The sequence below is a fragment of the Synechocystis sp. PCC 7339 genome (genome assembly GCF_019924095.1).
Taxonomy (GTDB): domain Bacteria; phylum Cyanobacteriota; class Cyanobacteriia; order Cyanobacteriales; family Microcystaceae; genus Synechocystis.
The window spans coordinates 1611539-1636510 of the sequence record NZ_CP063659.1; the positions used below are offsets into that span (position 1 = coordinate 1611539).

Annotated in this window: 20 protein-coding genes; 13 read left to right on the forward strand and 7 right to left on the reverse strand. The window is 47.7% G+C overall.

All coding sequences use genetic code 11. From position 1 onward, the window contains the following. Position 1: 1 nt before the first annotated feature. From IQE94_RS07615 to IQE94_RS18605, 4 genes are all read right to left on the reverse strand, one after another. Positions 2-1348 carry a hypothetical protein gene (locus IQE94_RS07615; protein ID WP_223343044.1) on the reverse strand — a complete coding sequence of 449 codons (1347 nt, stop codon included), beginning with the start codon at positions 1346-1348 and terminating at the stop codon, positions 2-4. 9 nt (positions 1349-1357) lie between these two features. Further along, positions 1358-1984 (reverse strand): hypothetical protein, encoded by a 627-nt coding sequence (locus tag IQE94_RS07620; protein ID WP_212717209.1) that lies wholly within the window; start codon positions 1982-1984, stop codon positions 1358-1360. Beyond that, positions 1984-4557, reverse strand: a complete 2574-nt coding sequence (locus IQE94_RS07625; RefSeq protein ID WP_304650928.1) for a dynamin family protein — start codon at positions 4555-4557, stop codon at positions 1984-1986. The genes IQE94_RS07620 and IQE94_RS07625 overlap by 1 nt, the downstream gene beginning before the upstream one ends. 68 nt (positions 4558-4625) lie before the next feature. Continuing rightward, complete coding sequence (locus tag IQE94_RS18605) at positions 4626-4751, reverse strand: hypothetical protein (protein ID WP_255611382.1); 126 nt, start codon at positions 4749-4751, stop codon at positions 4626-4628. A 42-nt stretch (positions 4752-4793) separates the two neighbouring features. On the opposite strand from IQE94_RS18605, the gene IQE94_RS07630 reads away from it, so the two are divergent. From IQE94_RS07630 to IQE94_RS07690, 12 genes are all read left to right on the forward strand, one after another. Beyond that, complete coding sequence (locus IQE94_RS07630; RefSeq protein ID WP_223343046.1) at positions 4794-5378, forward strand: TIGR04376 family protein; 585 nt, start codon at positions 4794-4796, stop codon at positions 5376-5378. Between the two features lie 306 nt (positions 5379-5684). Continuing rightward, positions 5685-10766, forward strand: a complete 5082-nt coding sequence (locus tag IQE94_RS07635) for a hypothetical protein (RefSeq protein ID WP_223343048.1) — start codon at positions 5685-5687, stop codon at positions 10764-10766. A gap of 136 nt (positions 10767-10902) precedes the next feature. Next, positions 10903-12453 carry a uroporphyrinogen-III C-methyltransferase gene (cobA, locus tag IQE94_RS07640; protein ID WP_223343050.1) on the forward strand — a complete coding sequence of 517 codons (1551 nt, stop codon included), beginning with the start codon at positions 10903-10905 and terminating at the stop codon, positions 12451-12453. A 13-nt stretch (positions 12454-12466) separates the two neighbouring features. Beyond that, entirely contained in the window at positions 12467-12928 is a 462-nt protein-coding gene (locus IQE94_RS07645) for a hypothetical protein (RefSeq protein ID WP_223343051.1), read from the forward strand. A 96-nt stretch (positions 12929-13024) separates the two neighbouring features. Then, entirely contained in the window at positions 13025-13354 is a 330-nt protein-coding gene (locus IQE94_RS07650) for a hypothetical protein (RefSeq protein ID WP_212717219.1), read from the forward strand. A 194-nt stretch (positions 13355-13548) separates the two neighbouring features. After that, positions 13549-15693 carry an IMS domain-containing protein gene (locus IQE94_RS07655; protein ID WP_223343056.1) on the forward strand — a complete coding sequence of 715 codons (2145 nt, stop codon included), beginning with the start codon at positions 13549-13551 and terminating at the stop codon, positions 15691-15693. A 203-nt stretch (positions 15694-15896) separates the two neighbouring features. Further along, on the forward strand, positions 15897-17807 hold the full coding sequence (gene dnaK / locus IQE94_RS07660) for a molecular chaperone DnaK (protein ID WP_223343058.1): 1911 nt from the start codon (positions 15897-15899) through the stop codon (positions 17805-17807). 137 nt (positions 17808-17944) lie between these two features. Further along, positions 17945-19063, forward strand: coding sequence for a glycine cleavage system aminomethyltransferase GcvT (gene gcvT / locus IQE94_RS07665; protein ID WP_212717227.1), 1119 nt, complete (start codon positions 17945-17947; stop codon positions 19061-19063). An 81-nt stretch (positions 19064-19144) separates the two neighbouring features. Next, a complete protein-coding gene (locus tag IQE94_RS07670; protein WP_212717229.1) occupies positions 19145-20767 on the forward strand; it encodes an NAD(P)/FAD-dependent oxidoreductase in 1623 nt (540 codons plus the stop codon). A gap of 32 nt (positions 20768-20799) precedes the next feature. Next, positions 20800-21000, forward strand: a complete 201-nt coding sequence (locus tag IQE94_RS07675; RefSeq protein ID WP_212717231.1) for a hypothetical protein — start codon at positions 20800-20802, stop codon at positions 20998-21000. 359 nt (positions 21001-21359) lie between these two features. Continuing rightward, the gene (locus tag IQE94_RS07685; RefSeq protein WP_190596826.1) at positions 21360-21683 is read left to right on the forward strand and encodes a metal-sensitive transcriptional regulator; all 324 of its coding nucleotides are present in this window, start codon (positions 21360-21362) and stop codon (positions 21681-21683) included. Between the two features lie 9 nt (positions 21684-21692). Beyond that, positions 21693-23021, forward strand: coding sequence for a recombinase family protein (locus tag IQE94_RS07690; protein ID WP_212717232.1), 1329 nt, complete (start codon positions 21693-21695; stop codon positions 23019-23021). Here IQE94_RS07690 and IQE94_RS07695 read toward each other — a convergent pair. Both IQE94_RS07695 and IQE94_RS07700 read right to left on the reverse strand, forming a co-directional pair. Beyond that, complete coding sequence (locus IQE94_RS07695) at positions 23018-23485, reverse strand: CBS domain-containing protein (RefSeq protein ID WP_190596831.1); 468 nt, start codon at positions 23483-23485, stop codon at positions 23018-23020. The genes IQE94_RS07690 and IQE94_RS07695 overlap by 4 nt on opposite strands. 58 nt (positions 23486-23543) lie before the next feature. Further along, positions 23544-24071, reverse strand: a complete 528-nt coding sequence (locus tag IQE94_RS07700) for a tetratricopeptide repeat protein (protein ID WP_212717234.1) — start codon at positions 24069-24071, stop codon at positions 23544-23546. A 36-nt stretch (positions 24072-24107) separates the two neighbouring features. Between IQE94_RS07700 and IQE94_RS07705 the strand changes: the two genes are divergently transcribed. Continuing rightward, entirely contained in the window at positions 24108-24320 is a 213-nt protein-coding gene (locus IQE94_RS07705; RefSeq protein WP_212717236.1) for a hypothetical protein, read from the forward strand. Here IQE94_RS07705 and IQE94_RS07710 read toward each other — a convergent pair. Next, a complete protein-coding gene (locus IQE94_RS07710) occupies positions 24300-24941 on the reverse strand; it encodes a hypothetical protein (RefSeq protein ID WP_194015142.1) in 642 nt (213 codons plus the stop codon). The genes IQE94_RS07705 and IQE94_RS07710 overlap by 21 nt on opposite strands. Between the last annotated feature and the right edge of the window lie 31 nt (positions 24942-24972).

The window sequence follows — 24972 nt, forward strand, 5'->3', positions numbered from 1 at the left end:
CCTATCCTGGCAATAAATAGAGTCCTGGTTCTGCATCATTAGTAGGAAGTAATTCCTTGCTACTTTTAACCCCTTGATCTTGGCATAATTGGGCAAAATCTTGTAGGGTATCTAACCTGGCTAATAATTCACTAAGAGTGTCTAAATATTCGGCGGTCGCCAATTGTTTATTAATCCAGACTTGGTTGTAGCGTTCAGGAGCATAGGAAGTTTTATATTCTGCATTAGCACTACTTTTTAACCAATGAACTTTAGCAAAGTCTAAAGATTGTTCAGATGGGCAAATTTCTAAAATTCTTTGTATTCTTTCTTTCGATATGTAATCTTTGAATAATAAAGAATCAAGTCGATAAAGAGTGTTGATTTTGTGATTTTCACAATTTAACAGGGCAAATGCCCAACGCTCAGCAATTTGTCTAAACTTTGAAACTTCTTCTTGTACAAGAAATTTAGCTTCCTGAAATTGTCCGATTTCCATTAATAAATTAGCTTCTGTTGCCGTGGCAACAACCCATCCTTGAATAGCAACATCACTATTTAAAAGTAACTCTGCTTCTACCTCTGGCGTTATTTTTTGGGCTTCACTGCTAAGAAATATCCTGACATGGGAAGCTGTCTTGATTGCTTGTCTTGGAGATTCATTAGGAAAACGACTTCGATCATTCAATTCTGCCTGTAGTAATGAAATTTCCCGAATTAAATTAGTTTGATGAAGATGGGAAATAGCAACGGCTAATTTTTCTTGTTTTCTACGGTTATCTTGGGTAATTAAATAAAGGTAAGCTAATTGGCCAGAAATATTGTCGAGACGATTATCAAGATGCTTTAGTCCTTGAATCACAATACTAAAGCCAGAATCAATTTTATACTTCAGACTGTTTAGATTAGCTTCAACACGATTAAATCCATTGGTCATTGTAGATTGTAAAACATTGATAGATTTTTGCATTTGATGCAATTTATAGCCCATGTAAGCAAACCCAATTGCACTTACTCCTAAATTTAAAACACTAGCTCCCGCTGAAAGCTGGCTTAATCCCATTACTTTGATTAAGTTTTCACTAATACCCGTAATTTTTTTATCAATGCCCAGCAATTTATGATAATTCATTCCATGTCCAGCAATATCTGTGGCAATGGCTCCTCCCCCTAAAATAGGATCAACCCCAACTAACATCATTTTATTGGTCAGAGATGGTGATTCTGCTAAATGTTTAACGATATTTCCGCCATGGGGGCCAACACCTTTAGCCCAGCGAATTACACTACCATAGCGAGTCATTTCTCCAGACACTAAACCTTTAATGATTTCTGGATTATTAAGTAACAAATCAGTATTGATAATCATAATATTTTCCTAACGATGGTAAAGTTTAAACAAATTTCCGGCTTCTATTCTTAGACGAGGGGATACCTTAATATCGTCAACTAAATTGGGTAATTCACGAAAAGCTCTAATTCGATCAATTTGATTTATCCGTTGATTAAATCTCTCATCATTATCTTTAAGATGTATCTTGACTAAGTGAATATCATCATCACACTCTTCCCCTTCTATAACTCTAAAATCTTGAATTTTATTTGATTTAGATTTAAAAAATAGATCGTCATCTATGCGGAGATACTGGGTGGATTCATAGAGCTTCTCACACACAGCCCGAGTTAACGGAGCAGTTGTTTTTTGGAATAGGCTTAAATTTTTATCTGGATAAATTGCTAAAACTAAACTTTTAGGAGAAACTAAAGTTTCTGAAGGGAAAATCAAATTTATTTTGCCAACTATTTTTTCATATTCCTCTGGGTCATTCTTAGGTTTATTTTCTGATAGTGATATTGCTTTGGTAGGATCTGTTGATTCTATTTCATCTAACAGTTTTTCCTCTTGATTATTGTTTTTAAACGGCAAGGATTCTTGCAACATTCCAAATGCTCCTTCTAAGAACATTTTGCTACCATCTCGAATTTTTTTTAAGTTTCTTTCCATTACAAAATCTCCTTTTTTAGTTCTAGCAGTTGATAAAAAATAAGCTGAATAGATTCTAGGAATTTTTGTTGTTGTTCTAAATTAGAACTAAATGAGTTTAGTCTTTCATTTAAACTTATTTCAGCAAAATTCAAAGCTTCATTGCTAATGATTTCAAATTGTTCAATAGATTGATTGGCATATTGAGACAACCAACTTTTTAAAATGTTTAATAATGCCATTTTGTCTGACTCAACAGCATCTGACCATTGCCTGGCCATGACAATCGGTTTAGGGAAGGCAAATTTACGATATTCTATATCCTTAAAAATTTTGCGCTCTCTCTCTTCCTTTTCAATATATTTAACTGGACGAGCGCTGGTGCGGGTAGCGTCTTTCTTAAAAAAGAATAGGAATTTTTTCTTGTAGGTCTCTGTATATTGCTCATAGCGAGTTTTCTGCACATCAACATAATATGATTCAGTGCCAGCAAATTCTTTTTTCCTGTCTTTAGATTCTACAAATATTGGCCCTGAAATATTAAATATGTCTTCAGGTAACACAGAAAACTGGCTGCTATCTTTAGTCTTATTTTTCCAGTCTGCTAAGATATTCTGTTTAATGGGGAGTTCAATTTCATCAAAAATTGTGCATAGTTCCTCGATGTAGTTATGAAAAAGCTTCTCGATAAAACCTAGTAGTTTGGGTTCCTGAGCCTGAATTAAAAACTTTGTTTTCTCCTTAATGGCTTGATACATATTTTCATATAACATCAAGATCGTATGCTCATCTTCCCTTAATTTCTCCATGGCTTGCTGATCCGTTATGGAGACAGATTTGACCATTAAATCATCTTCTAGTTGATAATTTCTAGTTAGTCTGCTCACAGTATCGTATGAGCGGGCAAGACTTTTTGCAAGAGGCGGACTAAGAAACTTACCAAGTTCATCTTCTAAATCATAGGAAGGTTGGTTAGCTTCAAAAGCATCTAATAACTTCGTTATCAATTCTGTATTTAGCTCTGATTGAATATATTTAATTGCAGTGTTCATTTCCATTAAAATTTTGCCATTTGAACTTTCGTTTTTAACGGCAGTAAATACATTGAAGTCATAATCATTATCATCATTGGATGAAAGACCAATTTTGATTAAATCTTCAATAAAGTTATTAATTTCACTGATAAAAAAAATCTTTTTTTCTCGCAATTGTTCTCTTAATGTAGGACGTTTTTCTTTTATCTGCTGAATTTTTAGTTCAATTTCTTCATTGCTTCCTTTAGTAGCTTCAAGCTTTAAATTTAATCTCTCAATCACAACATCACTACTGACATAAATATCCATTAATATCGGATTGACAACTAATTCTTCAAAAGAATTATTAATTCTTGACCGAATACAACTCCATAAATCATTCCCGCCACTCCAAAGTAAAGCGTACTTCACCAATGTCTGCATCATTTCGTCAGTAATCTCTTCTTCTTCCCTAACCCGATCTTCAATGTAACGAAACCACGATTTTAAATCCTGATTTTGCAAGAAAAATTTTTTAAAAGTGCCTTTTACTGGTAAGGGTGTTGAAGGTTTTTTACTTTTCTCAATTTCTTTTGTGATCAAACTAGAACAATCAGAAAACATTGCTCTTAATCGTTGTAATCGTTCAGTCTGAGCAACCAAAGATGACCGTTTAAGGTTATTAATCCCCCAAGCGCATTGAGCTTGATACAAGATATTCGCACTAAAGGGAATGATGTCAGGATATTCTGAAAGTTTTAGATTTTCTTTGATTTCTTGGCTTAGCTTAGCAATTCGACTTTCTAAGGGAATATCATCTGATTTACGATTATCAACCCGATTTAAAATAAAAATCATCGAATCTGTTTTGCCGTCAAAATAATCAATAATCTGTTTTAATTCTCCCAACAATTTCTGACGATGCACTTCATCAACCTGTCCATAATCCAGTGCAACTAGACAAAAAGCCTTACCGACAAGGGATTGAATCACCTGAAGATTTCCCCGATCTTGGATAGACTTTAAACCCGGTAAATCCACAAACTCAATGGCTAACCCTTCAGGCAGTCCTGATAATTCCCGATTACAAGCTGGCAAAATCGGCAACTTTACTTCAATTTGGGGCGCAATGTAGTCCGCCTTCCGTCTTACCTCATGGTAAGTGTGCATCGTGCGTTGAATCCGGTTATAAATCTCCTCATCGCTCAAACCCGACCATTCCCCCGTTTCCCATGCCGCCCCTTCCGTTTCCTCAACTTTTAAATAACTGCCTTCACCGTGCTTAATCCGTAAAACCCCACCGCTCATCTCCCCCGCTTCAATGGGTGCAATGCGTCGGCCAATCAGAGCATTCACAATCGTGGACTTTCCCGAAGACGTTGTCCCAATCATGGCAATGCGTAAACTCGGATTAGCTAAGTCCTGCACTGCTTGATCGTAGGCTCGGCGAAAATCTGCCAAATCCTGCTTGAGCTTTTCATCCTCAAATACTTCCGGCGCAACCCCCACCAGATCAGAAATGGCATTGCCCAACTCATCCAACCAGGAGCGGGCTTGACTTAGCTTTGCTTCAATATCCATCGATATACCTAACCCGACAAAGGGAAGTCCAGATTTAACCAAATTTGCCTATCAGGATAATTCAGATTTTAGGGAAAAATATCTTTGGTACATAAATTTTTGTTAAGTTTGGCGATCGCCGTAAAGAGGTTAGCATTTTGGTTAGTTTCCCGATGATGGGGGAAGAAAAAACAAGGTATCTTGGAGTAGGACAAAGCCTTTACGGCACCTAGTAGATTTTGGGGAAGATTGTAGCGATGGGCTTGTTTGACGATGTCGGCCGTTTTTTAGAAGACCGTCTGGAAGAGTTTTTACAGAACAACCCCCATCTGGAGTTGGAAGCTCTGTTGGAACAGTTGAAAGAACAGGAAGCTGATGCCCGCCGCTTACTGACAGACCTACAGCGTAAAAAACAGGATCAAGAAACCCAAATTCTCAACCTAGCCCAAGATATTCAGGCTTGGCATAGTCGTATTCAACAGGCTAAGGCCGCTGGCCGAGAAGATTTGGCCCAAGGAGCCCAGGAAAGGGAAGCCACTTTACTGCGTCAGGGCAATCAAGTGTGGGGGCAACGGGCGGGGACAGAAAAACGGATCAGCCAAGCTCAGAGTTTGCTAGAGGAAATTCAGCAACGACAAAAGGAAGTACAGCAAAAAGCTAAACAAATGGCGGCTGAGCAAAAAGCATCTGAGGCCCAAAGGCGGGCGGCGGACACCATGGGCTGGAATCAAGGCAATACTGGGGAAACCTATCATCGGGAGTTGGATCCCCTCGAAGCGGAATTTAAAAAGTGGGAATTGGAAAAGGAATTGGAACGCCTGAGACGCAATGCCACGAAATAGAGACCAAAGATATATATCGTAGAGCGTAGCTGATTTTACTGGAGATGGAATATTAGGGAAAAGGATTAATTTGGCAAAGATTTTGCGGACTACTTTGATTCCGAATCCGGTGTGGCTCGGTCGCTCCTTTCCCTGGCCGTGTCAACGCTGGCATCTTGTCACTAAAATTGAAGCTGAGGCCTGGAGCTGTCCCCGCTATTTTTGATTAAATTTGCTCAGTCTGGCGGAGGTGTCCATCATAGATTAAGCAAAACTTCACAGGTCAAATAATTTTTCCCTTGCAGTAATTGTACTAATCTCACACCGATGGCTGTTATGTTATCCTGCCTCACCCAGCAACAAGAACTTTTGCAATCCCTCGCTGACCGGGTTGGGCAACCAGCAGCCCAGGATGACCTTTATTTTTGCTTGGCCGGTCAATTCACTTGGGTGGAAGATTGGTATGCCACGGCGATCGCCGACGACGTTCTGATTTTGGATGCGGCAGAAAAGGAACAACTGGCCAGGGTTTTGCAACAATGGGAACAGTTTACGGGCAATGTTATCCTCATCACCGGCTTGACTGAAGAGCCCGATCCCCAAACTTTTCTGGCCCAATTGGCCCAGGGAAAGCAACAACGCTGTGGGGAAAGACATTTCCATTGGGTTGTGCTAGTTCCTCCCACCATAGAAGAAGCCTTCCGTGGCCTACAGACTTTCTTGGATGGCAAAAGCCATTGGTTTGATCTACGGCTGGGGGCGGGGGATCTGGAACAATGCACCGATGAACTCTGGCAGTGTGTTTGGTTAGAACCTGCACCATTGACCCTGGAGAAACGCCGGGAAATGTTAGTCAATTTACCCCATTGGTTGGGCGAGATCGTTGACCAAAAGCATAACCTCGAACTAGAGCCGATTAGCCTTCTCCAAGCCAAATTATCCTTGTTACAAGGTTTGGCCCGGGAAAGCCAAGGAAAAATGGGCAGAAAACAGGCCCAGTGCCACTATCGGGAAAGTTTGGATGTGTGGGAATTGCTGGGGGATACGGAGCCAATTATTTGGCTGAGCCTACGGTTGGGCTATTTTTCCCTACTCCAAGCCTACGGAGAAAAAAGCCGTGCCCATCAACTTTGGCAACAAACCCGTAATTATGCCCAAACGGCGATCGCCGCCCTAAAAAATCAGCAATGGCACTTTGTCCATGGAGAAACCCTCAACTTGGTGGGGGAAGTTCTACGGGGGCTAGAAGACTGGGAGCAACTGCGACAAGCCGCCGAAAACAGCCTGATTTTTTTCTATCAACTTTCCCCCTTTGCCGCCACGGACACCACCCCGGAGCGCAATCAGGAAAAGCCTTGGACAGAATTAGAATTACAGGGGTTAATTTCCCTGGCCCATGGTTACCTTTGTGAAGCTCTGGTGGAGCAATGGAAATTTGACGAAGCGAAGGAAGCGCTCAAAAGGGCCTTTGAAACCCGTCCTAAGGAAGTTGAGGATCGAGATTATCGTCCCTGCTTGGCAAGTTTGCATTACCTTGCCGGTCGGGTGCAATTGGCCAATGACCAGATTAGAGAAGCTTTGATGACCCTGCGACAGGCTCAAACCCTGGTGTCCTTTGATGATAATCCCCGTCTATACCTAGCCATTCTGGTGGAATTACGGGAATGCTACTTACAATTGGAAGATTGGCTGGCAGCCCTGGCCATTGACCAAGAATATCAAGCCAGGGAATACCGTTTAGGTCAGCGGGCCTTCATTGGTCCAAGGCCCCTTCCCTGTTGGCCAGAACAACGCATTAGCCGCCATCCCCTAGCACCGGAAAAAATTCTGGGGGGCAGTACGGAGGGTTTGTCTACCGTGCCATCCCAAACAACGGTTTCCCTCGCTTGGCATGACCTGCAAAATGTTTGGGAACAAAAGCCGATGCCAGTGTTGATCCTCACAGGGGAGCCAGGGGGAGGCAAAACTTCTTGGTTAGCGGGGGAGGTATTGCCACAAATGTCCCCAGACCGGGTGTTTTTAGTAGATTTTACTCCGCGCTGGGCAGAAAAGTTGTGGGTTCACCTGGGGGAACGTTTTAGTCTGCCTTCCCTGGGGCAAGCCACAGCCCCGGAGTTGGCCTCTGCCCTGGAAGCCCTACCAATATTGAACTTGCTGTTGATATTAGACGGGGAAAACGGCTCCCTACCCTGGCAACAAAGTCCTTCCTTGCGCCAGCAGGAATTGGCCCGGGTGTTGTGGCAATGGTTGTTAACTACTAGCCCGTCCCAAGGTGTCCGTCTGTTAATCTCTTTGCCCCCCACGGCGATCGCCGACTTTTATGGTGAGTTAAAGGGACAACTGGAGGAAGAACAGTCCCTGCCCCCAGTGCAATACCAGGCCCTCCCCCCCCTCACCCTGGGGCAAGCGGAAAGTTGGTTGGCCCAGGCCATGGCCCAATGTCGCCACCCTTGGCCCCCTAGTTTGCAGTCTCAGTTTTTGGGGGATTTAGCAATGGAAGGCGGTTGGGAAGAGGGAACCTGGATCCATCCCATTGATTTGCAATTGTTGGGAACCGTCTTGGAACAACAACAAGTTACTAAGTCAGCGAATTACCAGGGTAAAAAGTTAGATGAATGGCTGATATTTGCGGTCCAAACATATTTGGCTTTTCTGCCCCCCCATCTACTCAAAAAAGCCCTGCAATTACTCAAAAGCCTGGCCGATGGGCAGCAAGGTCTTTGCTTCAAAACCGAATATCAATTACTAACTGTGCTCTATTCTGTCCCTGAATCGGAGGGGGATAATCCACCGGAGTTTGCCCAGGAAGACATTCAACAATTGCATTTACTGCTGGCTCTATTGCTCCGGGGCAGATTAATCGTCGTGATTTACCAAGCCACGGTGCCCTATTACCGCCTTAGTACGCCCCATTTAGCCCATGCTCTCCAAGGGAAAAGTACCGCTATCTCCACTCCCGCTGTCATTAGCGCTGGCCGCCGGGGCAGTAAAGCAAATCCCAATTTAATAGCCCCATCCTCTGGCGATCGCCAACAAGAAAACGAAGATTTAATTGCAGAGTTGGAAGCAGGCTCCAGTGTGGAAGAACAGGTGGTGGCCCAGAAATTGAAAGCGGCTCAATTGCAATACCAAAAATTGGTGGCTGGTATCAATCTGGAAAAGCAATGCCAATTTATTCTCAAACAATTTGTATCCTATCCCCTGGAGGCCTTGCTGGCGGCGGTCAAAACCGGGCAGGAACTACAAAAACTAGTGACAGCAGAAACTGCTCTGGTGCAATACCCCAGCCTGGCCCCCTGGCTTTCTCTCCATAGCATTTTGGCTCGAATCAATGAATGTAACCGTTGCCAACACGATGGGCCAGTCACCGGTCTGCGGATTAGTCCTCCCATGGACAACACTCCCCCCCTATTACTCACAGCCACCAGCAACGGCATTGCCTATCTTTGGTCTTTCCACGGCGAACTGATTAACATTTTACGGGGACACCAAGGGGCCATCACAGCAGTGGACTGGAGTGCCGATGGTCAATATTTTGCCACCGCCTCCGCTGATCACACCGTTAAACTCTGGAAGCGCCATGGGGAAGAAATTGCTACCCTCCGGGGCCACGAAGACTGGGTGAGGAGTGTGCATTTTAGCCCCCATCATCAGTTTGTGGTTACCAGTGGCCAGGATAACACTGTACGCATTTGGAATTTTGCCGGGGAACAGCTCACACTCTGCCAGGGCCACATCGACTGGGTCCGCAATGCTGAATTCAACTGCCATGGACAAATTCTACTGTCTGCCTCGCGGGACGGCACTGCCAGGCTATGGGATCTGGAGGGTCGGGAAATTGGCCTTTGCCAAGGGCATACCAGTTGGTTACGCAACGCCCAATTTAGCCCCGATGGCCAATGGATTGTCACCTGTTCCGCCGATGGCACTGCTCGGCTATGGGATCTAACCAGTCAATGCTTTGCTGTTTTAAAAGGGCACCAAAACTGGGTCAACAATGCCATCTGGAGCCCCGATGGCCAGTATATTGTCACCTCTTCCAATGACGGTACTGCTAGGCTTTGGAGTCGCCATGGTAAATGCTTGGGCACCCTCCGGGGTCAAGACCACAATATCCACGCGGCCCGTTTCAGTCCGGACAGCCAAAGGATTGTCACCTGTTCCACCGATGGCACCGCTCGACTTTGGACGAAGGAGGGCAATTTGCTCACCGTTTTACAGGCTCATCAGAAGGAAATTTACGACGCTGATTTTAGTGCCGATGGTCGTTTTATTTTCACTGTCTCCGCTGACCAAACGGCCCGCCAATGGGACGTTTCCCCGAAAAATACCATCACTCTCACCGGCCACAGCCACTGGGTACGCAATGCCCATTTCAACCCCAAAGGCGATCGCCTGTTGACTGTTTCCAGGGATAAAACGGCTCGCCTCTGGACCATGGAAGGGAAATGCATTGCCGTGTTAGCGGATCACCAAGGCTGGGTGCGGGAAGGTCAATTTAGCCCGGACGGCCAATGGATTGTGACGGGGTCGGCGGACAAAACTGCTCAAATTTGGAATGTGTTGGGCAAAAAATTGACTACCCTGCGGGGGCACCAGGATGCGGTATTGAATGTACGCTTTAGCTCCGATAGTCAGTATATTGTCACTGCTAGCAAAGACGGCACCGCTCGAGTTTGGAATAATACCGGCCGGGAAATAGCGGTACTGAGACACTACGAAAAGACTATTTTTGCAGCGGAGTTTAGCGCCGATGGCCAATTTATCGTCACGGCCTCGGATGATAATACAGCAGGCATCTGGGAAATTGTTGGCCGAGAGGTGGGCGTATGCCGGGGCCATGAAGGGCCAGTGTATTTTGCCCAATTTAGTGCAGACAGTCGTTATATATTGACAGCCTCCGTGGATAACACCGCCCGGATTTGGGATTTCCTTGGTCGTCCCTTGTTGACCTTAGCGGGACATCAAAGCATTGTTTACCAAGCCCAATTTAGCCCCGAGGGAGACTTGATTGCCACCGTATCCGCCGACCACACCGCTAGGCTTTGGGACCGTAGCGGTAAAACAGTAGCGGTGCTATATGGCCATCAGGGTTTGGTAGGCACTGTGGATTGGAGTCCCGACGGGCAAATGCTTGTCACCGCTTCCAACGATGGCACGGCTAGGCTTTGGGACCGTTCTGGAAGGGAATTAGTTACCCTGGAAGAACATGGTAATTGGGTGCGGTCAGCAGAATTTAGTCCTGATGGCCACTGGGTTTTAACTTCTTCGGCCGACGGTACTGCCAAGCTTTGGCCCGTGAAAACGTTACCTCAGCTCTTGGACCAGGGTCGACAATGGCTGAAAAACTACCTCACCCACAATGCGTTGGTGTCCTCGGTTGATCGCCCCGGCTCGCAGAAAACCTAATTTTTGCGCCGCTAAGTAGAAACTCTGCATTAGGCCCTGATTCTCCTCATTCTTAGTTCAAATGATTGTAAAGTCCCACCCCTTGAAGGGATTTTAACTAGGGGAGTATGATTTTTTTAATCCACTGCCAATGCCCATGACTAGTGTGCCACCACCATCGTTTTCCTCGGCCAAAGTTTATCTGGTGGGGGCTGGTCTGGGGCCCGTGGCCTATCTCACCCAACGGGCGATCGCCGTTTTAGCTGGGGCAGAGGTATTAATTTATGACGCTCTGGTGGCACCGGATGTATTTGATTTACTCCCCTCGGATTGTGAACGGATTTTCGTCGGTAAACGGGGGGGACAGCCCAGCACTCCCCAGGACAAGATTAATCAGTTATTGGTGAACCATTACCGCCGGGGCAAACGGGTGGTACGGCTCAAAAGCGGCGATCCCTGGATTTTTGGCCGCATTGTGCCGGAACTAGAAATTCTGGTGGCCTACCATTGTGCCTACGAAATAATACCGGGTATTTCTTCGGCGATCGCCAGTGCAGGACTAGTGGGTATTCCCCTCACAGCCAAAGACACCGGCTCAGGTTTTTTGGTCATGGACGGCCATGATCCCCATGGTTGGCCTTGGCATGCCCTGGCCCAGTTGCCCACTTTAGTAATTCTGATGGGAACCAAAAATTTGCCGTTGTTGGTGGATAAGTTACTCCAGGCCGGTAAATCCCCTAGCACCCCTATGGCGATAATTAGAAATGCCGGCAGACCGGAACAGCAAACCTGGGGGGGAACCCTAGCTGATATGGTGGAAAAAACCCAAGGACAGTCCCTGGCCCCAGCGGTAATTGTCATCGGGAATGTTGTTAATCAAAGGATTATCCCTGTCTTGACCCCCCTGCCCCTGGCCCAAAAAACTATTCTGGTTACCCGGGCCGCCGACCAAGCGAGCCAGTTTACCGAACTTTTGCAACAGCAAGGTGCCAACGTATTAGCCATGGCCGCCCTGGAAATTGTTCCCCCCACCGACTGGCAACCCCTCGACCAGGCGATTGCCAAGTTGGAGGATTTTGACTGGCTAATTCTAACTTCGGCCAATGGGGTAGAGTTTTTCTTCCAAAGATTGCAACACCATGGTTTGGACAGTAGGGCTCTGGCGGGGTTAAAGTTGGCCGTAGTGGGTAAAAAGACTTCCCAAAGCCTGGAAAAATTTGGCATCAAACCGGACTTCATTCCACCGGATTTCATTGCTGATGCCCTGGTGGAACATTTTCCCCAATCCCCAGCAGGATTAAAGATACTTTTTCCCCGGGTGGAAAGTGGTGGCCGGGCCAAATTAGTCCAGGAATTGAAACAAAAGCAAGCATTGGTGACAGAAGTGCCGGCTTATCAATCCGCTTGCCCTGCCCATATGCCCGAAGAAGTGTGGCAAAGTATCCTTAACCGGAATGTGGATGTGATTACCTTTGCCAGCTCCAAAACCGTCACCCACTTCCGGCAACTGTTAGCTCAAACTAGTCAGGCTAAAGGTTACCAAGATGATTGGCGATGTTTAATTAACCATTGCCAGATTGCTTCCATTGGCCCCCAGACTTCCGAGCGCTGTTTACAGGAATTGGGACAGGTGGACATTGAAGCAACGGAATATACCCTAGAAGGCCTAACCGGGGCCATTATTGATTATGTTCACCAAGATTCTTAACCCTATCGCTCCCATGCCTCTGATGGCAGCCATCACTGCCCTAGGGGGGATGATATTTGCCCCCGCCGTTCGCAGTCAGGAAACCATTTTCAAGGAAAGTGTCCAAACCCAAACCACCTTCGTCGCCCAGCAATGTGCGGTGCGGCTTAAGGATCCCACCGAAGAAATTGCTATGGACTGCAATCAACTGTCCGTAACGGAGGGGGATGGCACAATTAATTTCCACTACGACAATGCCGACGAGATGGGCTTTTCCTTTGTGCTGGAATACAACGATAAACCAGTGTTGGTCGCCGAGAAGTTGAATGACAATCAATACAATGTCATCGGCACCTTCCTCTGGACTGCGGAAGATGGCATTGTTGACGAAACGTTGGCAGAGGCCGCAGGCACTTGCAGTGTTGTACAGAGCCAGGTGCTTTGCCAGGCCACCATTGATAGCACGATGGAGGTGGAAGCGGTGGTGGATTTCTAGTCTTCCCAGTTTGCTCTTAAGAACTTGTGAACTTAGTTCCCATACTTTCTTTTAACTCTTTCACTCCCCTGGGGTGACTCTGTTTGCTTAGTTGAGGTGTCGATGAAATGTTGGTTGGCGGCGGCGGATTTGTTGATAATTGCCGCTGAGGATTTGCCAGCTTATAAAAAGAGCGGTTCCATTGTTCGCAATAATTACTTTTGGGCCCTCCAGGCGATCGCCTGCCATAGTGGGCGGGGTAAGGATTGGGAATTCGACGAGGCGGTGTGGGTAGCCCTGGGCAGACTATTGCTATTTTTTCTCAATTCTGGTTATCTAATGACGTCGGAAACCTTACTGGAATTTCCCTGTGACGAGATTATTCCCCCTAGCTTGAGGTCGGTGGCCACCTGGCGAACTCCTGGGGACATTGGGAATGTGGACTAGTTTTGCCCGCGAAATTTGGGCTGGCAAAGCAGGTTTTTCGCTTTTTTCCGAATTATTGGTCACAAAAAAGCTGTCGTATAGTATGGTATTAGCCTTTAACATGTCTTCTGACTGCCTAAGAAACCGTCAGCGCTATTCCGTGCTAGTTCTCTATAAGCTTTTAAACTGAACCTGTCCTGCCAAGGCTTTTTCCGGTGTTTATCCCCCTCGACTTTTATCGCATTTTAGGCATTCCTCCCCAGAGTGGTGGGGAAACCATTGAGCAGGCCTACCAAGATCGTCTTCTGCAATTACCCCGACGAGAATTTAGCGACGCCGCAGTTAATATCCGCAATCAACTACTGGCGATCGCCCATGAAACCCTACGGGATCCGGAAAAACGCCAGGCCTACGACCAAGAATGGTGGGGGGCTATGGACGAAGCCCTAGGGGAGGCATTGCCCCTAACTACTCCGGAGTTGGAATGTAGCCCAGAGCAACAGATTGGAGCCCTCTTAATCCTGTTGGATTTAGGGGAATACGAATTGGTGCTTAAGTATGGCGAGTCAGTCCTCCATGATCTCAACCCTCCGGCGGAAGGCACGCCCCAGGACTATTTGCTCTCGGTGATTTTGGCCCACTGGGAACTGAGCCGGGAGCGTTGGCAACAACAACAGTATGAATTTGCTGCCACCGCCAGCCTCAAAGCCCTAGCTCGGTTGCAACAGGATAATGATTTCCCCGCTTTAGAAACAGAAATTCGCCAGGAATTGTATCGTCTGCGGCCCTACCGTATCCTCGAACTTTTGGCCAAGGAAGGACAAGCAGAGGCGCAACGTCAGCAGGGTCTAGCCCTATTGCAGGCCATGGTGCAGGACCGGGGCGGCATTGAAGGTAAGGGGGAAGATTATTCCGGGTTGGGAAACGATGACTTTTTAAAATTTATCCACCAACTGCGCTGTCACCTTACAGTGGCCGAGCAAAATGCCCTATTTTTGCCCGAAAGTCAACGGCCGTCTTTGGTGGCTAGCTATTTGGCGGTACATAGTCTTATCGCCGAGGGAGTAAAGGAACAGGAGCCCATGGCCATTGTCGAAGCGAAGTCTTTGATTACACAGTTGGAAAATTGTCAAGATTTGGCCTTAGAAAAGGCAATTTGTGAATTATTATTGGGTCAAACGGAAATTGTTCTGGCGGCGATCGACCAGGGAGATCCCAAAATAATAGCTGGCCTCGAATCTAAGTTGGCGGCGGGGGAAGATCCTCTGACTGCTTTTTATACTTTCACTGAGCAATGGCTAGAGGAAGAAATTGTCCCTTACTTTAGGGATCTTTCTCCGGAAACCCTTTCCCCCAATGCCTATTTCAACAATCCCTCCGTTCAGCATTATCTAGAACAACTAGAGCCAGATTCCCTCACCACCGACAGTTCTTTTGCTTCTCCTGCCCTCCTTAGCACCGCAACAGAATCGGAAACTCCCATGGTACATAGTTCCGCCGCCCTTCCCGATCGTCCTTTGGCCCCCACCGTTCCCCCTCGACGGGGGCGCAGTCCCAGACGTTCCCGAGACGACGTTTTCCCCAGCGCCGACAACGTCAGTGGCTTGGCTGTTACTACCCTAGCCCCAGCGATCGTCTACGATACTGATTCTTTAGGCACTAACGGCATTAGTGGGGATGGCCCCGGCAACGGTTTCTCTGGCAACTCCCCCCTAGAACCCACCAGCGAACATAAACCGCCCCGGCGGCGAAAAAAACGGGTAACGATCAAACCCGTGCGCTTTGGCATTTTTCTGCTTTGCCTCGCAGGTATTGTAGGCGGCGCCACTGCCTTAATTATTAACCGTACTGCCGATCCCCTGGGTGGTTTGCTGGAAGATCCCTTGGATGTGTCCCTGCACCAGCCCTCAGAATTTATCCCCGATGAAGCCACCAGCCGGAATTTGATTCTGAGTCAACCCAACTTCAGTCAACAGGTGGGTCAGATGGTGGTGCAAAACTGGCTTGATAGTAAAAAGTTGGCCTTTGGCCAAAACTATGATGTTGGAGCATTGCAGAATGTGCTGGCTCCCAATCTCCTAGCCCAACAACGGGGCCGGGCCCAACGGGCTCAATCCCAAAAAATCTATCACCAATACGAACACAAGTTACAGATTCTCGATTATCAAGTTAGTTCCCAAGACCCCAACCGAGCCACCGTTACCGCCCGGGTAGAAGAGATTAGCCAGCCCTTTACTTTAGCTGATCAACAACAGAAAGGAGCAGCTACCAAAGACAACCTGACTGTACGCTATGAGCTAGTACGTCACCAAGGAGTGTGGAAAATTGCCCAAATCCAAGTGGTAAATAACCCCCGTTAGTGCTTGGAATTAACTCCCCTGTGGGCGATGGCATACGGCTTAATCCCTCCATAGGTACGGAAACCTGCACTTCCGAGAACTAAGCCCCTACCGTCACTATAAGAGTGTGAACGCATTGGTCCTGGAGAGTGGCTAGAGCCATGACCCCCTGGCCCGCTTTTGTGTCTGATATTCTTACTTGTTAACGGGAGTTAATTAAAATTATGGGAAAAGTTGTTGGGATTGACCTCGGTACTACCAATTCCTGCGTGGCCGTGATGGAAGGGGGGAAACCCACTGTTATCGCCAACGCAGAAGGTTTTCGCACTACCCCCTCGGTGGTTGGTTATGCCAAAAATGGCGATCGCCTAGTGGGGCAAATTGCCAAGCGTCAAGCGGTGATGAACCCAGGCAACACATTCTATTCAGTTAAGCGTTTCATTGGTCGTAAATTTGATGAAATTACCAATGAAGCCACCGAAGTTGCCTACAGCGTAGTTAAAGACGGTAACGGCAATGTGAAGCTAGATTGCCCCGCCCAGGGGAAACAGTTTGCCCCAGAAGAAATTTCTGCCCAGGTGTTGCGGAAATTGGTGGACGATGCCAGCAAATACCTAGGGGAAACCGTTACCCAGGCCGTCATCACCGTTCCCGCCTACTTTAACGACTCCCAACGTCAAGCCACCAAAGATGCGGGCAAAATTGCTGGGATCGAAGTACTCAGAATTATCAACGAACCTACCGCCGCTTCCCTGGCCTATGGTCTGGACAAAAAGGATAACGAAACCATCCTGGTATTTGACCTAGGGGGCGGTACCTTCGACGTCTCCATCCTTGAAGTAGGGGAAGGGGTATTTGAAGTATTGGCCACCTCCGGGGACACCCACCTGGGAGGGGACGACTTCGACAAAAAAATTGTGGATTTCCTAGCCGGTGAATTCCAAAAAGCCGAAGGCATCGATCTACGCAAAGATAAGCAAGCTCTGCAACGGTTAACCGAAGCGGCAGAAAAAGCCAAAATTGAACTGTCCGGCGTCAGCCAAACGGAAATTAACCTCCCCTTCATCACCGCCACACAGGATGGACCGAAACATTTAGATACCACCCTATCCCGGGCCAAATTTGAAGAAATTTGTTCTGACCTAATTGATCGTTGCGGTATTCCAGTGGAAAATGCCATTCGGGATGCCAAAATCGACAAATCTGCCTTGGATGAAATTGTTCTTGTCGGTGGTTCTACCCGGATTCCCGCTGTGCAGGAAGTGGTGAAAAAAATCCTCGGTAAAGAGCCCAACCAAGGGGTTAACCCCGATGAAGTAGTGGCCGTTGGAGCAGCTATCCAGGGAGGCGTACTCTCTGGGGAAGTCAAAGATATTCTTCTCCTAGACGTTTCTCCCCTCTCCTTGGGTGTGGAAACCCTAGGGGGCGTCATGACCAAAATCATTCCCCGCAACACTACCATCCCCACCAAGAAATCCGAAACCTTCTCCACCGCTGTCGACGGTCAAAGCAACGTGGAAATCCATGTGCTCCAAGGGGAACGGGAAATGGCCAATGACAATAAGAGTTTGGGAACCTTCCGCCTCGACGGTATTCCCCCTGCTCCCCGGGGTGTGCCCCAAATCGAAGTTACCTTTGACATCGACGCCAATGGCATTTTGAATGTCACCGCCAAAGACCGGGGGACGGGTAAGGAACAATCCATCAGCATTACCGGTGCTTCCACCCTGCCCGATACGGAAGTAGACCGGATGGTGAAGGAAGCTGAGTCCAATGCCGCCGCCGACAAGGAACGTCGGGATAAAATTGACCGCAAAAACCAAGCGGACTCCCTGGTGTACCAAGCGGAAAAACAGATCACCGAGTTGGGGGACAAAGTGCCCACCGCTGACAAAACCAAGGCTGAGGGTTTGATCAAAGACCTGAAAGAGGCCGTGGCCCAGGAAGATGATACCAAAATCCAAACAGTGATGCCGGAACTACAACAAGTCCTCTACAGTATTGGTTCCAATATGTACCAACAAGCTGGAGCAGAGGCTGGGGTAGGTGCCCCCAGTGCTGGCCCTGAAGCGGGAACTAGCAGTGGCGGTGGCGATGATGTCATCGATGCGGAATTCTCCGAGCCTGAGAAGTAATTCTAATTTCCCTAGCTCAGTTCTGACTTGAAAAGTTAAACCGATCCACAATCCTCCCTTCACCGGGGGGATTTTTTGTGATTTCCGTGGGAAAAAACTATGATTTAGGGAAGACTTTTTATGGGATCCAAACCGCTGTGGTCAATTTTACCTCTGCCCTCCGCACCCCTCTTTACGACCTTATTTGTCAAAAAACCTCTAAACTAACGGCCTTTGCTGGTTGGGAAATGCCAGTACAGTTCACGGGCTTAAAACAGGAACATCAGGCGGTGCGGAAAAAGGTGGGGATGTTTGATATTTCTCATATGGGCAAGTTTGTGATAACCGGGGCAGGAATTTTACCAGCGTTGCAAAGCTTAGTACCTTCTGATCTAGCTCGCCTAACACCTGGTAAAGCTCAATATACGGTGCTGTTAAATGAGCAAGGGGGCATTATTGACGACATTATTGTTTATGACCAAGGAAAAAATTCTAACGGACACAAACAGGTCACTCTAATTGTCAATGCGGCCACGACAGATAAGGATAGACAGTGGTTACTGGCGCATTTGCCTAAAGAGATTAATTTTCAAGATTTATCTAGGGAAAAAGTCCTAATTGCCCTCCAAGGCCCAGAATCAATCAGTGCTTTACAGCATTTAGTTGATGAGAATTTAGGAGGGTTATCGGCCTTTGGTCATGTGGAAGCGGAGTTGCTGGGGGAAAAAGCGTTCATTGCTCGCACGGGGTACACCGGGGAAGATGGCTTTGAAATTATGGTTTCCCCTGAAGTGGGACAACAACTCTGGCAAACTTTTCTGCAAAAAGCTGTCACTCCCTGCGGTTTGGGAGCTAGGGATACCCTGCGGTTAGAAGCGGCCATGGGTTTATACGGCCAGGATATGGATGATCACACCACGCCCCTAGAAGCGGGTTTAGGTTGGTTAGTTCACCTGGATAGTAAAGATGATTTTATTGGCCGTTCTGTGTTGGAGCAACAAAAGACCAATGGAGTGAAAAAACGCTTAGTGGGCTTGGAAATGTTGGGAAAACAAATTGCCCGTCATGATTATCCGCTCATGCACAACGGCGAAAATATTGGCATTGTTACCAGTGGTACCCTTTCCCCTACCCTGGAAAAGGCGATCGCCTTGGGCTATGTTTCCCCGGAACTCGCAAAAATAGGTCAGGAGTTGGAGGTGGAAATTCGGGGTAAAACCTATGGGGTAAAGGTGGTGAAAAAACCCTTTTATCGTTCTGCTCACAAACCCCGTTAGTTGACAGTTTTGCAACTGACTAGCTTGCCGATCGCCAGGGGAAATTACTTTAGAAATTATCAGAATTGAAACATCACCTAAATGTTACGCATTAGCGAAATCAAACTGCCCCTAGACCATGACGACAACGCTCTGGCACAGGCCATTCTCAAAAAGTTGGGCATTAGTAAAGAACAATTAACTAGTTACACCATTTTCAAACGCAGTTATGATGCCCGTAAACGAGGTCATATTCTGTTGGTCTATATCGTTGACGTAGCAACGCCCCAAGCGGAGAAGTTACTGGCCAAATTTGCCGGCGATCGCCAGATTACGCCCACCCCAGCCATGGCCTATCAGTTTGTTGTTCAGGCTAAACTGGGTCAAAAATTTGAGGGCAAACGGCCCGTTGTTATTGGGACAGGCCCCTGTGGCATGTTTGCCGGTTTGCTACTGGCCCAGATGGGACTAGAACCAATTATTTTGGAGCGGGGTAAATCAGTTCGAGACCGTAGTGTGGACACGTTCGGCTTTTGGGTGAAAGGGAAACTCCATGCTGAATCCAACGTGCAGTTTGGGGAAGGGGGAGCGGGGACTTTTTCCGATGGCAAACTCTATAGCCAGGTGCGAGACCCAAACCATTACAGCCGCAAAGTATTGGAGGAATTTGTTCAAGCCGGGGCCGATCCAGAAATTCTTTACATTAACCGCCCCCACATTGGCACCTATCGCCTCGTTAAAATTGTGCAAAATTTGCGCTCCACCATAGAAGGATTGGGGGGAGAAATTCACTTCCAGAGCCATGTTACTGACATAAATATCCAAGATAATCAAGTGCAGGGGATAACCCTAGAAAATGGCGATTATATTGCCACTAACCATGTAGTGCTAGCGGTGGGGCACAGTGCTAGGGATACTTTTCAAATGTTATTTGAACGGGGAATTTACATCGAAGCTAAACCCTTTTCCTTCGGCTTTCGCATTGAACATCCCCAATCTCTCATTGACCAATGTCGCTACGGTTCCCAAGCTGGCCATGCCCGCCTTGGTTCCGCTGACTATAAATTAGTCCACCATTGCCAAAACGGGCGATCGGTTTACAGCTTTTGTATGTGTCCAGGGGGAAAGGTAGTGGCCGCCGCCTCCGAACCGGGCAGATTAGTCACCAACGGCATGAGCGAATACGCCCGAGATGAAGCTAACGCTAATAGCGCCATTGTGGTGGGCATTAACCCCGAGGAAGATTATCCAGAACACCCTTTAGCAGGCATTGCTTTGCAGAGATTTTGGGAGGAACGGGCCTTTCAGTTGGGGGGGGCAAATTACCAGGCTCCGGGACAGTTAGTGGGGGATTTCCTCGCTGATCAACCCTCCACCAAATTTGGTTCCGTTATACCTTCCTATAAACCGGGGGTAAAACTGGTTAACCTGGGGGAAAGTTTACCCAATTATGCGATCGCCGCTTTGCGAGAAGCTATCCCAGCCTTTGACAAAAAAATCCGGGGTTTTGCCATGGAGGATGCGATATTAACTGGAGTGGAAACTAGAACATCCTCTCCTATTCGCATTAAACGGGGGGATGATTTCCAAAGTATCAATACGCTCGGTCTTTATCCCGCCGGGGAGGGGGCTGGTTACGCTGGGGGTATTTTATCCGCTGGCATTGACGGCATTAAGGTAGCAGAGGCGATCGCCTTAGATTTTTTTGCTAAAGTTGACGTCTGAGCAGAATAATCTTTTAATGCCAAACCTAGCTAATGAGTAACTTAGAACAAATTGAAACGCAAGTTAAACAGCTAAGTCCCTCGGATTTCGCCAAATTCCGAGCATGGTTCCACGAGTATGATTGGCAGGCCTGGGATTGTCAAATTGAGCAAGACTCTAAGTCTGGTAAGCTAAAAGCTTTAGCAGAAAAGGCACTGGAAGATCATCGTACCGGTCGGACAAAAGTGCTTTGAACCATCACACTAACTCTGATTTCTGGTTTTGTTATCGGCATCTGCCAGAAGAAATTCAGAGACGGGCCGATAAGGCTTATCAATTGCTACGTCAAAATCCTCGCCATCCCTCACTCCATTTCAAAAAAGTGGGAGCACTATGGTCTGTTCGAGTCACCTTGGAGTATCGAGCATTGTCGGTTGAAACCGATGACAGCTATGTGTGGTTTTGGATTGGTACACACGAAGATTACGATAAGCTATTGGGCTAACGGTGTCCTCCTAAAGCTAAGCCATCAGCGGCGCAAAACTACCCATACCGCTAACATCAAGGAAAATTGTCTAATCCGGCAATGGTTTTATCGACAAATATTGAACGTATGACTTCCCAACCCGTACCCCATCCTTCCGCCCGCCATAGCCACGCCCATCCCCACGTCCACAGTCAAGAATCCTTACAAAAATTGGTTAATCGTCTCTCCCGCATTGAAGGCCACATCCGGGGGGTAAAAACCATGGTGCAGGAAAATCGTCCTTGCCCGGAGGTTTTAATTCAGGTGGCGGCGATCCGAGGGGCGTTGGACCGGGTGGCTAGATTAATTTTGGATGACCACATGAATGAGTGCATCACCAGGGCGGCGGCAGAGGGCAATATTGAGCAGGAGTTGGCGGAACTGAAACAGGCCCTAGACCGGTTTTTATAGGCCGTTGCCATGCGTATTGTTGCCTACGTTTACTCCGATCTCCTGTTGGATGCCCCTGTAGATCCTCAGATTTGGGGGGTGGAGGTAGATCAGGTTTATGTGGATCTGGGGGAAAGGCTGGCCCTGGGGCAACTGCTGGAAGATTGCCAAGCTCAGAGTACCGATTATTGCCTAGTCCGAAACCTCAAGGAATTGGGTCAGTCCGCCCCTGAGGTCAGCCAAACTTTGACCCAATTGGAAAGCTTTGGCATAACCGTCATTGCCCTGGAGCAGGATTACCAGAACAGTGGCAAGGCCGACATGGCGATCGCCAAGCAACAATGGTCGGAATTGTGGGCCACTCTGGAAAAGGAACAACGCAGGGACTATCTCCGCCGGGGCCACGCCCGTAACCGCCTAGCCTTGGCCCCTCCCCCTGGCAAGGCTCCCTATGGTTATCGTCGTAGTGCTGGTCATTATGTGGTGGATCGAGCCACCGCCCCGGTAGTGAAGGCATTTTTTGAAAAATTTCTCCTCTCTGGTTGCCTGCGAAGTTCTGTCCGTTATTTGGAACAGTCCTATGGTAAAAAAATTGCGGTGGCCACCGGACGGCGTTGGTTAACCCATCCTGTGTATCGGGGGGATTTGCTCTACCAAAATCAGACTGTCATTGCCGACACCCACGCCCCCTTATTAAGCCGCACCGAAGCCGCCCAAATTGACCGCCTTCTCCGCCGTAATGCTCCTTTGCCCCACCGCACCGCTAGTGCCCCCCGTTCCCTGGCTGGTTTAGTTAGTTGTGGCCGTTGCCAGACTCCCTGGGTGGTGGCCCACGTAACTTCCCGCCACCAAAGCAAAGCCTATCTCTATCTCCGACCCCGCCATTGTCCTGACCAACCTAAATGCCAGGCGATCGCCTATGGGCAATTTTTAGAGCAAGTCATTGAGCAAATTTGTCGGGAACTGCCCTTAGCGGTGGGTAAACTATCCCCCTCTTCCCTTGGAGAACACTGCCAAAATTTACAACAGGCGATCGAGGAAAAACAAAGTTTGCTGGAGCAACTACCCACCTGGGAACAGCGAGGCATTCTCGACCACCATACCCATCAACTGCGCCGGTACCAACTGAAACAAGACCTGGCCCAATTACAACAACAGTTGTCCCAATTGCCCCCGGACGAATTGCAACGCATTATCCCCGCCGTTTCCCTGCCTCAATTTTGGCGAGACCTTTCGGAAACGGAGCGCCGCTTCTACTTCCGGGAGTTTATCCGTAGCATCCAATTAGACCGCCAACCCCAAGGGTGGAATTTTTGTCTCACTTTCGTCTTTGGGGAAAAGGAAAACCCCGCGACCTAGGCTTCCCCCCGGGCCATGGCGCGGATAATGTCCCCTTGGGTCAAAATACCAATCAGTTGCCGACTCTCCACATTCAACACCGGAAGGCGGCGAATTTTTTTCTCATTCATTAAATGGGCCGCTTCCCGCAGAGTTTGGGTGGGCAAAATGCTAATGGGGACATCGTTCATCACTTCCCCCACCGTTTGTCCCAGAGCCTTGTGCAATTCCCGTTCGTGGCGGGCGGGATTTTGCAGGTAGATAATACTGTCTAGCAACATCACATAGGGAGGCGTATCCACCCCAGACTCTTGCCACATCAAATCGGTGTCGGAAATGACCCCCACTAACTTCTCCTGGTCGTCCAGCACCGGCATGCCGCTGATGCGGTTCTCCGCCAACAGACGAATAGCATCCTGTAGGGGGGTATCGGGTCTGACTGTGATGGGATTCGGGGTCATCACTTCCCCAACCGTTCTGCTCATAAAACTATGCTAAATGTGGGACTTTGACCTAACTTTTCTTGCTTGCACCCAATCTATTTTAAGTCTCGACAAGGCGTTTTTTCAAGGAATTTGCCCGCCGTTGAGCCACTTTATTATTGGGTTCTATTGCCAAGGTTTGTTTGTAGGTTTCTAGGGCTTTGTTAACCATTTGTTTTTTTTCATAAACATTGGCTAAATTATTCAAGGCAATGACGTAATCTGGGTATAGCTTCAAAGCATCTTTGTAATGACGAATGGCCAGATCAAATTGCTCCTGGGCAAAACAGGCGTAGCCCATGGCATTGCAAATCAAGGCTTGGTTTTCTGGCTCTACATCCTCTCCCATTTTGAGGGCTTTTTGAAATAAATTTATGGATTGAGAATATAATTTTTTATCTAAATAAATGCTGCCCAATTGATAATATTCCTGGGCACTACCTTTACTGTTTTGTAATTTCTTTTGTAGTTTACCAAAGGTGTTTTCCAGGCGGCGGGCTTTTAACACCTGACTGAAGACAAATATGCCCAATCCCCCCAAAATAATCAACAAGACGGAAAGATAAACAATGGGTAGAGACTCAGTCATGGGAACAATAAACTTAATGCTTCGGTAAAAGAATTAATGGGCGATAAAATAGGCAACGGCACCGACGGCCAATGTCTTTGGCGATCGCCAACCCCAGAAGCCCATTGTACGTGGTTACGCTTCCATCTCACTAGGAAAATGCTCCGGGCTCGCATTGGGGCCTTCCCCTGGCGATCGGGAAGGGCCAGTGGATCGACATATGGGGAAATATATGGTGCCCTAGCCCCATTATTCATTTTTACCTTCTAGGGTGGGTACTTTGCCGGGGGCATTCTCGATCGCCGCAATGGCCGCCCGGGCCCCTGCCTTAATGTCCCGTTCTTCCCCTCCCAGGTAAAGTCGTCCAAAACTACCGATGGAACTGACTTGCAAAATATTAATGGATGCCGATTTTTCGGCCTCATTGGCCGCCAGGGAAGCATAGGCCGCCGGTTGCACTTCCAACACAAACAAAGTTTGCCCCGCCAACAACATGTGGCCCCGCCGATTACGGTTAATTAGCTGGGTTTGGTAAGCATCGATGTTACGAATAATTTGGTTGGACACCACCCTGGGCTTGATGCAGTCACCGGCTTTGGCGCCAATGTATTGCAAAATTGCTTGCCCCGCCGCCCGCACTTCCCCCTGATTACTGGCGTGGATTTCCAGCAAACCATAAAGCCGTTCTACAAATAACACCCCTGGCCGCACCACCGCTGCTTTGAGGGCAATGTCGGTAATGCGGTTAATTTCAATGCCTGGAGACACTTCCACCCAGAGGGAACAATCCCCCGGCAAGGGTAAAAAGCCAGAGGCCACCGTCCCAATATAGGCGGCATGTTGGGGTTGAAGACTATCAAGATAAACGTAACTACGGAGTTCAATGCCCATGGAAATTGGAATGCAAAACAATGGCGGCGGG